This window comes from Geodermatophilus sp. CPCC 205761 (genome assembly GCF_051383655.1).
Lineage (GTDB): Bacteria > Actinomycetota > Actinomycetes > Mycobacteriales > Geodermatophilaceae > Geodermatophilus.
In genome coordinates, this window is record NZ_JALPKQ010000079.1 from 1 (window position 1) to 12,473 (window position 12,473).

Consider the following 12,473-nt stretch of genomic DNA (forward strand, 5'->3'; position numbering starts at 1 on the left):
ACCACGACCGGGGCCTTGCCGCCGAGCTCGAGGTGCACCCGCTTGACGTCGTGCGCGGCCGCCCCGGCGACCGCCATCCCGGCCCGCACCGACCCGGTGATGGCGACGAGCTGGGGGATCGGGTGCGCGACGAGGGCGGCCCCGGTGTCGCGGTCGCCGCACACGACGTTGAGGACGCCGGGCGGCAGCACCTCGGCGGCCAGCTCGGCGAGCCTGAGGGTGGTGACGGGCGTGGTGTCGCTGGGCTTCAGGACGACGGTGTTCCCGGCCGCGAGCGCCGGGGCGATCTTCCAGACGGCCATCATCATCGGGTAGTTCCACGGCGTCACCTGGCCGACGACGCCGATCGGTTCCCGCCGGACGAAGCTGGTGTGCCCCCGCAGGTACTCCGCGGCGGCCTTGCCCTCCAGCGTGCGGGCCGCGCCGGCGAAGAACCGGATCTGGTCGACCATCGGCGGGATCTCCTCGCTCGCCGTCAGGCCGAGCGGCTTGCCGGTGTTCCGGCTCTCCAGCGCCACCAGCTCGTCGGCGTGCTCCTCGACGAGGTCGGCGAGCCGCAGGAGGGCGCGCTGCCGTTCGGCCGGGGTGCTGTCCCGCCAGCTCTCGAACGCCCGCGCGGCGACCCGGTAGGCGCGGTCGACGTCCTCGGCGGCGGACACCGGCGCGGTGGCGAACACCTCCCCGGTGGCCGGGTCGACCAGGTCGGACCGGCGGCCGTCGGTGGCGTCGACGTGCTCGCCGCCCACCAGGTTGCGCAGCTCCAGCTTGTCGCTCACGGCTCTTCTCCTGTCCGGCCCGCGCTGCCGTGCGGGCTGATCCGTCGTCCGCCCGGCCCTCTTCTCGGAGAACCGTAGCGGCGGGGCGTCACGACGACGGGATCCGTCGTCGTCCCGGTTCATGCTCCCGGTTGCCCGAGGACGAGCAAGTGCCGCATCGGCGCGCGACACGGCGGAACGGTGCCGAAGTGGCACTTGTTCCGGCGGGCCGCTGCTGGCTGGGTTGCGTGTGGCCCACAGCACACCGCTGTGGTGTCGCCTGTCGTCTCCGCGTCCGCCGGAGACCTCGAGGAAGGACACCGCATGTCCCTGGCCGCGCCGCGCTCCACCCCGACGCGAGACCTCCGCACCAAGGGCCTGTCGACGAACTCGGTCGGCCTGCTCGCCAGCGTCGTCCTCGGGGTGTCGAGCATCGCGCCGGTGTACGCGCTGACGGCGACCCTCGGGCCGACCGTCACCGAGGTCGGCCTGCAGATGCCGGCCGTCTTCCTCGCCGGGTTCCTGCCGATGCTGCTGGTCGCCTACGCCTACCGGGAGCTCAACCGGGTGGCGCCGGACTGCGGGACGTCCTTCACCTGGACCACCAAGGCGTTCAACCCCTACGTCGGCTGGCTGTGCGGCTGGGGCGCGCTGCTGGCCACGATCATCGTGCTGTCCAACCTCGCCGGCGTGGCCGTGTCCTTCTTCTACCTGCTGCTGGGTGAGCTCACCGGCTCGGAGTCGGTCGCGGCGCTCGGCGACGACCGCCTGGTCAACGTCCTCACCTGCGTCGCCTTCGTCGCCCTCGCCACCTGGATCACCTACCGGGGCGTCGAGGTGACCAAGCGGGTCCAGTACGTGCTCGTCGGGTTCCAGCTCGTCGTCCTGGCCGTCTTCGCCGTCACGGCCCTGGTCAAGGCCGGCTCCGCGCCGGGCAGCATCCCGTTCGAGGCGTCCTGGCTGGACCCGACCGCGATCACCTCGTTCAGCGCCTTCACCGCCGGCCTGTCGCTGTCGATCTTCATCTACTGGGGCTGGGACACCTGCCTGACGGTCAACGAGGAGACCGCGGGCAGCGCGCGGACGCCGGGGCGCGCCGCCCTCCTGACGATGGTCGTCATCATCGTCACCTACCTCGGCGTGGCCATCGCCGTGCAGATGTACGCGGGGGTCGGCGGGGAGGGGACCGGGCTCGGCAACCCCGAGACGGAGGACAACGTCTTCGCCGCGCTCGCCGGCCCGGTGATGGGCCCGGGGCTGGCCTTCCTGCTGTTCCTCGCCGTGGTGGCCAGCTCGGCGTCCTCGCTGCAGACGACGTTCCTGCCCCCGACCCGCACGCTGCTGGCGATGGCGACCTACGGCGCCGTGCCGAAGCGGCTGGCCGACGTCCACCCCCGGTACCTCACGCCGTCGACCGCGACGCTCGTGGCCGGGGTCGGCACCGCGGTCGTCTACGTCGGCATGACGCTGATCAGCGAGAACGTCCTCATCGACACGATCTACGCGCTGGGCCTGATGATCTGCTTCTACTACGGGCTGACCGCCTACGCCTGCGTCTGGTACTTCCGGCGGGAACTGCGCCGCAGCGCCCGCGACCTCGTCTTCAAGGGCGTGCTGCCGCTGGCGGGGGCGCTGATGCTGACCGCGGTGTTCGTGCAGACCGCGGTCGACACCCTCGACCCCGCCTACGGCAGCGGCTCCTCGGTCCTGGGGATCGGCAGCGTCTTCGTCATCGGGATCGGGCTGCTGCTCCTCGGCGCGGTGCTGATGGTCGCCTGGCGGGCGCGGCACCCGGAGTTCTTCCGCGGCGAGACGCTGCGGACCGACACCCCGTCGCTGGTCTTCGACGAGTGACGCCGGTCGCTCACGCCGCCGCTCCGACCGGCGCCGCTGCCGACTCCGTGCCGGGGGTGGCACCGACCGGCAGCAGCGCGTGCAGCAGGAGCCCCGACAGGGCGGAGAAGGTGACCGCCCCGTAGGCGCCGAAGACGACGAACTGGTCCTCCACGCTGATCCCGCCCAGGGTGGTGGCGGTCCAGCCCAGTGCCCACAGCGCGGGCAGCGCGAGGGCCCAGACCCAGCGCCGGCGGGTGGCGGGGGGCAGCGCCGGCGCCTGGGCGAGCCCGAGGACGAGCCCGGTGAGCGCGCCCATCGCGGCGAGGTCGGCCAGGGAGGTGCCGTAGCCGACGGCGGCCGCACCGAGGAGCAGCCCCAGGCCCATGCCGATCGCGGTGGCCGGGATCCAGCGGCGCGGGTCGAGCCGCCGGCGGCTGACCAGCGTCTGGGCGGCGCCGATGACGAGGCCGGCGACGGCGCCGCCGGTCAGGGCGGCCAGCGGGCTGTCGACGCGGCCGGCGACGGCGGTACCGGCCAGGCCCGCGACGGGGAAGGCGAGGAACCCGGCCGTCCAGATCGCCCAGGACCGCAGGAACGGGGATCGGGTGGCCCGTGCGGTGCGGCCCGTCACGGGACCCGCGGCGCGGGTCGTCCGGTGCCTGGTGACGAGCACGGCGGCGAAGGCCAGCAGCCAGAGGCTCCACAGGATGTAGCCGACGAAGTTCGCGGTGTCGATCAGCGGCAGGTCCAGCGGGGAGAGCACGCCGGCGAGGACCAGCACCGCCGATCCCGCGCCCAGCGCGACGAAGAGCCGCCCGGCGAAGGCCGTGCCGAGTGCGGCCAGGACGAGGCCGGTCCAGGCCGCGGTCAGCAGGTAGCCGCCGGTCTCGCCGATCAGGTTGCCGAGCACGCGGTTGGCCGTGCCGAACGACTGCCGGGCGGCGTCGGCGGCCGCGGGGTCGTTCCCGGCCGCCGTCGCGGCCCAGCCGGGGACCAGCAGCGGCCAGCGGAGCAGGCCGGCCACCTGGACGAGGGCCGCGGCGATGCCGACCGGAACCGCCCACCGCATGGCCGCGGACCGGGACAGCCGGCCCACGCCCACGGCGATCGGCACCATCATCGCCGCGCCGACGGCCAGCGCGAGGAACCAGCCGGTGATGGCGGCCTGCGAGGCGCGGAAGGAGGCGAGCACGTCGTCCGCCGGCTGCTTGAGGACGTCGGGGTAGTCGAAGACCGAGCCGAGGCCGGTGAAGGCCACGTTGAGCAGGACGGCGGCGGCGAGCATCGCGGCGGCCGTGCGGCGAGGGGTCATGGGAGTTTCTCCGTTTCTGGCGGTGCGGGTCAGCAGCGGCCGGCGGCCGCGGCGATGTGGGCGACCAGGGCGTTGCCGGGGTGGTCGGCGAGGTGGTCGCGCGCGAGCAGGAGGGCCCGGTCGTGCTCCCCGCGCAGGTGCGCCGCGGCGATGGCGACCACCTGGCGCTCCGGGACGTCGCGTGCGGTGGCGGCGGCCCGCTCGAGCAGGGGCTCCCACACGGGGACGACGAGGGCGGCGGCCACCAGCACGGCCGGATCCGCGCTCGTGCCCGCCCGGTCGACCAGGAGGGGGGTCGCCGTCGGGTCCCCGGCGACGAGGCGCCGGATCAGGTCCTGCGAGGAGGTCGTGTCCACGGGAACAGCGTCGGAGGGGGGCCTGACGACGGACTGACGACGGGCTGACGCCCCTACGCTCGGCCGGTGCTCACCGTCGCGGTGCTCGGCGCCGTCGAGGTGCGGATCGACGGCGTCCCCGCCGCCGTTCCCGGCGGGCGCACGACCGAGCTGCTCGTCCGGCTCGCGCTGGACGCCGGCCGGCCGGTGCGGGCCGAGCGGCTCCTGGAGGACCTCTGGCCCGACGAGACCGGCGCCCGGCGCAACACGCTCCAGGCCAAGGTCTCGCAGCTGCGCCGGGCCCTGGGCGATCCCGCCGCCCTGACCGGCGGGCCGGCCGGGTACACGCTCGCCGTCGACCCCCGGTGCGTGGACGCCGTGCGCGCGGTGGAGGCAGCCGACCGGGGCGCGGCGCTGCTGGCGTCGGGGGACGCCGCGGGTGCCGCGGCCGCCTGCCGGGCGGGGCTGGAGCTGTTCGGCTCCGAGGTCCTGCCCGCCGCCGGTCCGGCGGCGTGGGTGCTGCCGCACCGGGTCCGGCTGGAGGAGACCCGGCTGCGGCTGGTCGAGGACGGGTTCGCCGCGCGGCTGGCGTCGGGCGCCGCGACGGAGCTGGTGGGCGAGCTCGAGTCCCACGTCGCGGCGCAGCCGCTGCGGGAGCGGTCGTGGGCGCTGCTGATCACCGCCCTCTACCGGGCCGGGCGGCAGGGCGACGCGCTGGCCGCCGCCCGGCGGGTGACCCGGCTGCTCGCCGAGGAACTCGGCGTCGACCCGGGCGCCGAGCTGGCCGCCGTGACGCGGCAGGTCCTCGCCCACGACCCGGCACTCGACCGGCCCACCGCGCCCGTGCGCGCGCCCCGCCGCGGCAACGTGCCGGCGCTGTCCGCCCCGCTCGTCGGCCGCGCCGACGACCTGTCCGCGCTGCAGGCGAGCCTCCGCACGCACCGGCTGGTGACGCTCGTGGGTCCGGCCGGGGTGGGGAAGACCCGCCTGGCCACCGAGGCGGCGCGGCTCGACGACGCACCGGACGGCGCCTGGCTGGTCCGCCTGGAGGGCGTCCGCGGGGCGGCCGAGCTGCCCGCGGCGCTGGGCGACGTCCTACCCGGGACCGACGCCGCGGGTGACGTCGTCGGCGGGCTGCGCGGCGCGGACCTGCTGCTCGTCCTGGACAACTGCGAGCACCTGGCGGACGCCGTCGCCGGACTGGTCGCCCAGGTCCTCGACGCCGCGCCGCGCATCCGGGTGCTGGCCACCAGCCAGCGGCCGCTCGGCATCGACGGCGAGCTGCTCCGGACCGTGCCCCCGCTGCCCGAGGAGGACGCGGTCGCGCTGTTCGCGCAACGCGCGGCCGAGCGGCGCCCCGGGTTCGTGCTCACCGACGAGACCGCGCCGGCGGTCGCGCAGCTGTGCAGCTCCCTCGACTGCCTCCCGCTGGCGATCGAGCTGGCCGCGGCCCGGGCCCGGATCCTCACGGTGGCCGAGATGAGCCGGCGGCTCGACGACCGCTTCACCCTGCTGGCCGATCCCACGTCGAGCCGGCCGGCCCGCCGGCGCACGCTGGCGGCGGCCCTCGCCTGGAGCTACGACCTGCTGTTCCCCGACGACCAACGGGGCCTCTGGGCGCTGGCGCAGTTCCCGGGCGGAGCCACGCTGCCGGCCGTGGAGCACGTGCTCGCGGCGCTGGGCGTGCCCGCCGGAGCCGGCCTCGACGTCGTGGAGCGGCTGGTCGACCGGTCCCTGCTCGACGCCGATCCGGGCGGGCCGGAGACCACCCGCTTCCGGCTGCTGGACAGCGTCCGCGCCTTCGCCGCAGACCGTGCGGCCGAGGCGGGCGCCGCCGACGTGGCGGCGGATGCCGTGGTCGCCTGGGTCGCCGGGGCGGCCGGAGTCGTGGCCGCTCAGGTGCGGGGCCCGGGCCAGGCGGCGGCCGTCGCCGTCACCGCCGCCGAGCGCGCGACGATCGACGCCGCCCTGGACCGGGCCCGCGCTGCCGATCCGGAGACCGGGCTGCGGATCGCCGTCGGCTTCGGCTGGGCCTGGGTGCTGCTCGACGACGCGGCGGCCGCCGCCCGGCTGCGCGCGGCCCGGGAGGCCGCCGACGGCGCGCCACTGGATCTCCGGGTGACGGCGTTGCTGCTGGAGAGCTGGCTGGAGGCCATGTCGGGCGACCTGCGGCGGGCGCGGACCACGCTGGACGCCGCGCTCCTCCTCGCCGGGGACGACGGACCGCTCGCCGACCTGACCCGCTGGTACGGGGCCTTCGTCCTGACCCAGGAGGGGCGCGCCGCCGAGGCGCTGGCCGCTCTCGAGCGTTGCCGCGGGGCCTTCGCGGCGAGCGGGGCGGACTGGTATGCCGGCGGCGCGCTGCTCCTGGCCGCGTACGCCCACCTGGCGCTCGGGGACACGGGGGCCGGCCGGGCCGCGTGCGAGGAGTCCATCGCCGTCCTCGGTCCCCTGGGCGACGCGTGGGCGCTGCTGCACGCCGAGGCCGCCCTCGGCCGGGTGGCCCAGGCCGAGCACCGCTTCGCCGACGCGGCCCGCCACCACGGGAACGCGGCCGAGGCCGCGGGCCGGCTCGGGTTCGCCGGAGCGGCCGCCCTGCACCTGTCCCACCTCGCACGGGCCCAGCACGAGGCCGGCGACCCGGGAGCGGCGAGCACGATGCGGCGGGCGCTGGCGGGCGCGGAGCAGGCGGGGGACCTCCGGTTGCTCGCCGAGACGCGGGTGGCGCTGGCGGAGATCGTCCTCGCCGCCGGGGACCGCGCCGCGGCCCGGGACCTCCTGGAGGCGGCGACGCGGTGGTACGCGGCCTCCGGCGCGGGGGAGGGCGCGGCGCTCGCGGCCCGCCTGGTGGGCACGCTGCGACAAGAAGAGGACGAGGAGGCTGGGGCCGCCCCACGGTGACGCCTGACCGACTCATCGCCCGCCTCCTCCCCTGCCGACGCCGCCGTCCGGGACCGGCGGCGCGGTCGGGCTGGGCCGGGACGGGACGGGACGGCTTCTCATCACCGGCTGTCCGGAACCAGGGCCGGGTTGGGGCCGGTCCCCGACGGACTTCGGCGCCGAAAGTCCGATTCCCAGGCGGACTTTCGGCGCCGAAAGTCCAACTCCCTGACGCGGGCATGCCGCCCAGAGTCCTGGAGACGTGAGGGGGAGGGGCGACCCATCCGGGACTTCCGGCGCGGAAAGTCCGGAATGGACAGCGGGATGGGCCGGGCGTGGACAACCCCCGACACACCAGCGTGATCTATTGACTGTCGATAGACAGTCAGCGATTGTCGATACATGCACCGGATCCAGCGGGTCGTCGGCCTCTTCCCTCGTCGGCCGGGGGCGTGCCTCGGGTGGGCGCACCCGGCCGTCGGGACCGGCTGGTGACGACGGCCGAGCGGAGGAGCACGCAGACAGCCGACGTGCTGGTCGTCGGGGCCGGGCTGGCCGGGCTGCACACCGCCACGCTGCTCGCCCGGCGGCGTCACGACGTGCTGCTGGCCGAACGGCGTCCCGGTCTCAGCGGCGCGATCCGCACCACGGGGATCTTCGTCCGCAAGACGCTCGACGACTTCCCGCTGCCCCCGGAGTGCCTCGGGCCGCCGATCCGGCGGGTGGTGCTCTACCCGCCGGGGCTGCGCCGTCCGGTCACCCTGGACAGTGCCCGCGACGAGTACCGGGTGGGCGACATGGGGCCGCTGTACGGAGCGGCGGCGCGGGCGGCGGAGGACGCCGGGGTGCGGATGGCGCTGGGCACCCGGTACGAGGGCCGGCGCGAGGACGCCGTCGACCTGACCGGGCCGGACGGGCCGATCCGGGTGCGGGCCCGCTACGTCGTCGGCGCTGACGGAGCCCGCTCGCGGGTGGCCCGCGACCTCGCCCTGGACCGCAACGAGCACCTGCTGATCGGCGCCGAGGAGGTCTTCGCGACACCCGAGAGCGAGGAGCCGCCGACGTTCCACTGCGTGCTCGACCCCTCGCTCGCGCCCGGGTACCTGGCGTGGGTCGTCAACGACGGGCGGCACGCCCACGTCGGCGTGGCCGGGTACGCAGACCGCTTCCCCGACGGCCTGCGCCGGGCCCTGACGCGCTTCGGCGCCTCGGCGCCCGGGCTGTCCGGCGTCGACCGGCCCGACGACGTCGAGCGGCGCGGGGGCCCGATCCCCGTCGGTGGCCTGCTGCGCCGGATCAGCTGCCCCGACGGGCTCCTCGTGGGTGATGCCGCGGGCGCGGTCTCCCCGCTCACCGCGGGCGGCCTGGATCCGTGCCTGCGGCTGTCGGAGCGAGCAGCCGACGTCCTCGACGACGCCCTGCGCTCCGGACGTCCGGACGCGCTGACCCACTACGACGGTGCCGCCCTCCGCGCCGCCTTCCGGGGGCGGCTGCTGCTGCGGCGGGGACTGGCCCAGGTGCGCACGCCGGCCGTCGCGGCAGCGGCGTTCGGCCTGCTCCGCACGCCGCTCGGGCGGGCCGCGGCCCGGCGCATCCTCTTCGGCGACCGGTCCTTCCCCGACCCCGACCCCGCCGTTCCGTGAGTCAGGCCCGCGTCGCGTCGAGCAGCTGCAGCAGGTCGTGGGCGGCGAGCTCGACCTCCTTGTGACCCCACTCGGCGGCGCGGTAGTGGCAGGCGATGATCCCCATCCGGTGCACCCGGCGGAAGTCGCCGTAGACGAAGGCGTACCGCGCCTTGGTGCCGTCGGTGGCGCCGTCGGTGAGGGCGAGGTGCCAGGCCGAGTACTCGTCCCAGGAGTGCCGGCCGAGAAAGGCGTTCTCCTCCTCGGCGGAGGGCTGCACGCGGCCCCACTCGCTGCGCAGCACGTACCGGCGGGCCGCGATGAGCTCCCGCGCGTGCGCGAGACCGGCGTCGTTCACGAGGTACTTCGCCATGGCGGCTCCTCCGGCTGTCGCCGCCCAGTCCAGCAGCAGCGGCCCCGGGTTGTCGACCAGGCCGGCAGGCGGGTGCAAGGCCGTTGCAAGTCGACTGCAGCCGGCCCGGCCGATCGTCGGTCCACGAGATCCGGCCGACCCGAGGAGACCGCCGTGCACGCCACGACCGAACCCATCGACACCAGCGCGATGCCGACCATCCACACCTTCTTCCGGCGCGAGTTCCGGCTCGCCGGCGGCGTCGTCCGCCGGGTGGCGGACGGCGACGTGCGGCGGGCGCGGGTGGTCTCCGACCACCTCGAGTTCATCGCCCGGGCGCTGCACGAGCACCACACCACCGAGGACGAGCTGCTCTGGCCGATGCTGCTGGACCGCGTCCCCGAGGAGCTGGCTCCCATCGTGCGGCTGATGGAGGCCCAGCACGGGCAGGTCGACGCGCTGCTCGCCACGGTGGGGGAGCTGCGCCCGCGCTGGGCGGCGACCGCCGACCCGGCCGACCGGGACCGGCTGGCCGACCTGTTCGACGAGCTCTACGTGCACCTCGCCGAGCACCTCGACGCGGAGGAGGAGCGGCTCCTGCCCATCGCCGCCCGGTGCCTCACCGAGGCCGAGTGGCACGGGCTCGGGGAGCGCGGCCGGCAGAGCATCCCGCGCAAGGAGATGTCCCTGGCCCTGGGCATGTTCCAGTACGAGGGCGACCCCGCCGTCATCGCGCAGATGCTCGCCGACGCGCCGCCGCCGATCCGGTGGATCGTGCCGCGGCTGTCCCGCCGGGCCTTCCGCCGGCACGCGCTGGCCATCCACGGGACCGCCACGCCCTGAGCCGGGTCAGTCCGGCAGGGCCGCCAGCACCGCCGCGGTGCGCGCCGTCCACGGGTGCAGCCCCAGCGTCCGGTGCGTCTCCAGGGCGGCCTCGCCGTACCGCCGCGCCGCGCCGACGTCCCCCTCGGCGGCGGCCAGCCGGGCCAGCGTGTGGGCGACGCTGCCGTGGAAGAGGGCCGACATGCCGCCGGCGGCGACCCGGTCGGCGTACGGGGCGAGCTGCCGGCGGAGGTCGCCGGCCGCCGCGTCGGTCGGGCAGCCGTGGTCGCGCAGCGCCAACCAGAGGTGGGCGCGCAGCGCGGTCAGGCTGGTCCACAGGTAGTCGCGGATGATCGGGGGCTGCTCCGCCCACGGGCCGAGCAGCCGGCGCGCCTCCCCGGCCCGGCCGGCCTCGACCAGCGCCAGGGCGTGCAGGTCGCGCACCTCGCTGGGCTGGTGCTCGGCGGCCCGCCGGAGCGCCGGCTCCAGCTCGCCCAGCCGGCCCTGCTCCCACCGGATGGTCGCCCGCTGCGCCAGCCCGATGCCGATCCCGGGCGTGGCCAGGGTGTGCTCGAGCCGCTCCAGCCGGACGACGTCCTCCTCGGCACCGGCGAGGTCGCCGCGCGCCTGCCGGAGCAGCGCCAGCCCCCAGCCGGAGACGAGCAGGACCTGCGGGAGGGCGTGCCGCGCGGCCAGCTGCCGGGCCCGCACCAGGTCGGAGTCGGCCTCCTCGAGCCGGCCCAGCTCGCCCCGGACGCCGGCGCGCTGGGTGAGCGCGAGCGCCAGGGCGGGCTCGTCCCCGGCGCGGGCGGCACGCTCGACCAGCTCGTCGGCGAGCGCGGTGCGGCGGTGCAGCAGGTCGGTCCGGGGCAGCGCGGCGGCGGCCAGCTGCAGGACGGCGCCCATCTCCTGCGGCCCGGCACCGGTCGCCCGCAGCCGGGCGACGGCGGAGTCGACCAGCCGGGTGCTGTTGTCCGCGCCGTCGGGGACGTAGAGGTGCTCGACCGCCAGCGCCGCCTCGACGAGCGCGCGCAGCCCGGGGGGCAGGACGCCGTCCGGCGTGTCGAGCACGGCGCGCCACAGCCGGATGGCGTCGTCGTCGACCTGCGCCCGGATCCGCCAGCCCCAGACCGCCCCGTGCGAGATCTCCAGCAGCGCCCGCGCGGCGGACGGCGCGTCGCCGCGGCCCAACGCCGACGCCCCGGCGGCGGCGAACGCCGGCCAGGCGTCGATCGGCCGGCCCAGTCGCAGCAGCGCCCGGCCCAGCCCGACCCGCACCGACTCGCGTTCCCCGGCGGTGGTGAGCGGATCCCGCTCCTGCAGGTCGGCGGCCAGGGTGAACAGCCGCCGCGCCTCCTCGTGGGCGGAGCGGGCGGCCGCCGTCTCCCCGGCCCGCCGGGCGAACGTCCAGGCCGAGCGGGCATGGGCGTCCCCGGCCAGCCGGTAGTGCTCCGCGAGCTCGGCGGCGTGCTCGGCCACCCGGCCGGCGTGCGCGTCCTCCAGCGCCGCGGCGACGCCGGCGTGCGCCCGGGCCCGGGCCCGGCCGGGCAGCAGCTCGTACACCGCGTCGCGGACCAGCGCGTGGGTGAACCGGTAGCGGCCCGGCCCCCGCTCCTCGACCAGGCCCAGGTCGAGCGCCGAGCCCATCGCCTCGTCCACCTCGGCGCCGGAGCGGCCGGCCGCCTGCTCGACCGTGGCCCACTCGAACGAGCGGCCGGCCACCGCGGCCACCGCGAGGACCTCGGAGGTGGCCGGCGGCAGCTGGGCCAGCCGCTGGCGCACCACGTCCCGCACGCCGTGGGGCACGGTGCGCCAGCCCGGGGCGTCCGGCCGGACCAGCGCGCCGTCGGCCGCCAGCAGCCGCGCCACCTCGGTCACGAAGAACGGGTTGCCGTCGGTGCGGGCGACCAGTTCCGTCGCCACCTCCGGTGGGATCTCCACCCCGGTGGACGCGGCCACGCAGGACGCCACGGCGTCGGCGTCGAGGCCCGGCAGCTCGATCCGCACCGGGTCGACCCGGGCCAGGGCGCCCAGCAGGTCCGCGACCGCGGGGCTGGTGTCGGCGGGGGAGGCCCGCAGCGCGACGACGAGGACGACCGGCGCGCCGGCCAGCTCGGCGGCGACCCGGCGGACCAGCCGGAGGCTGTCGGTGTCCGCCCAGTGCACGTCGTCGAGGACGAGCAGGACCGGTGCGCCGGCCGCGACCTCGGCCAGCAGCGTCCCGGCCAGGCGGTAGCTCTCCGACGCCGCGTCCCGCACCCCGCCGTCGGCCGGCGCGAGCACCTCCTCGCTGCCGAACGCGCCGCGGACGGCCCGGGTCCAGCCCCACAGCGGCGGGCTGCCGTCGGGGTCCCAGGTGCCCCGCCCGCAGCGGAAGCCGGCCGTCGCCGCCCGGGCCAGCAGCTCCTCGGTGAAGCGGGTCTTGCCGATGCCCGGTTCCCCCGTGACCACCACCGTGCGGCCCCGGCCGCCGGCCGCGCCGGCCAGCGCCCGGTCGACCGCCGCCAGCTCGCCCTCCCGGCCGGCCAGCACCGCCACGGCCGCGGCCGGCGCCGGCTC

General features: G+C 76.8%; 9 protein-coding genes. 4 read left to right on the forward strand and 5 right to left on the reverse strand.

The window, feature by feature from the left end; all coding sequences use genetic code 11:
• Positions 1 to 776: aldehyde dehydrogenase family protein (locus tag MY526_RS26065; protein WP_436705396.1), on the reverse strand; the 776-nt coding region annotated here is incomplete at its 3' end.
• Positions 777 to 1,079: 303 nt separating this feature from the next.
• Here MY526_RS26065 and MY526_RS26070 point away from each other — a divergent pair.
• Complete coding sequence (locus MY526_RS26070) at positions 1,080 to 2,609, forward strand: APC family permease (RefSeq protein ID WP_436705397.1); 1,530 nt, start codon at positions 1,080 to 1,082, stop codon at positions 2,607 to 2,609.
• 10 nt (positions 2,610 to 2,619) lie between these two features.
• On the opposite strand, the gene MY526_RS26075 is transcribed toward MY526_RS26070, so the two are convergent.
• Both MY526_RS26075 and MY526_RS26080 read right to left on the reverse strand, forming a co-directional pair.
• The gene (locus MY526_RS26075) at positions 2,620 to 3,903 is read right to left on the reverse strand and encodes a hypothetical protein (protein ID WP_436695795.1); all 1,284 of its coding nucleotides are present in this window, start codon (positions 3,901 to 3,903) and stop codon (positions 2,620 to 2,622) included.
• Between the two features lie 29 nt (positions 3,904 to 3,932).
• Positions 3,933 to 4,259, reverse strand: a complete 327-nt coding sequence (locus MY526_RS26080; RefSeq protein WP_436695796.1) for a hypothetical protein — start codon at positions 4,257 to 4,259, stop codon at positions 3,933 to 3,935.
• 66 nt (positions 4,260 to 4,325) lie between these two features.
• Between MY526_RS26080 and MY526_RS26085 the strand changes: the two genes are divergently transcribed.
• Entirely contained in the window at positions 4,326 to 7,139 is a 2,814-nt protein-coding gene (locus MY526_RS26085; RefSeq protein WP_436705398.1) for a BTAD domain-containing putative transcriptional regulator, read from the forward strand.
• Between the two features lie 470 nt (positions 7,140 to 7,609).
• A complete protein-coding gene (locus MY526_RS26090; protein WP_436705399.1) occupies positions 7,610 to 8,761 on the forward strand; it encodes an NAD(P)/FAD-dependent oxidoreductase in 1,152 nt (383 codons plus the stop codon).
• Position 8,762: 1 nt separating this feature from the next.
• Here MY526_RS26090 and MY526_RS26095 read toward each other — a convergent pair whose 3' ends face one another.
• Positions 8,763 to 9,113: a hypothetical protein gene (locus MY526_RS26095; protein WP_436695799.1), complete on the reverse strand. Its 351-nt coding sequence runs from the start codon at positions 9,111 to 9,113 to the stop codon at positions 8,763 to 8,765.
• A gap of 153 nt (positions 9,114 to 9,266) precedes the next feature.
• Between MY526_RS26095 and MY526_RS26100 the strand changes: the two genes are divergently transcribed.
• Positions 9,267 to 9,935: a hemerythrin domain-containing protein gene (locus MY526_RS26100; RefSeq protein WP_436695800.1), complete on the forward strand. Its 669-nt coding sequence runs from the start codon at positions 9,267 to 9,269 to the stop codon at positions 9,933 to 9,935.
• Between the two features lie 6 nt (positions 9,936 to 9,941).
• Here the strand turns inward: MY526_RS26100 and MY526_RS26105 are convergent.
• On the reverse strand, positions 9,942 to 12,473 hold a 2,532-nt coding region (locus MY526_RS26105), incomplete at its 5' end, for an ATP-binding protein (protein ID WP_436705400.1).

Excerpts from the sequence above, each read along its gene's own strand:
- MY526_RS26095 (WP_436695799.1), bottom strand. The coding sequence starts at position 9,113 with ATGGCGAAGTACCTCGTGAACGACGCCGGTCTCGCGCACGCGCGGGAG.
- MY526_RS26075 (WP_436695795.1), bottom strand. The coding sequence starts at position 3,903 with ATGACCCCTCGCCGCACGGCCGCCGCGATGCTCGCCGCCGCCGTCCTG.
- MY526_RS26070 (WP_436705397.1), top strand. The coding sequence starts at position 1,080 with ATGTCCCTGGCCGCGCCGCGCTCCACCCCGACGCGAGACCTCCGCACC.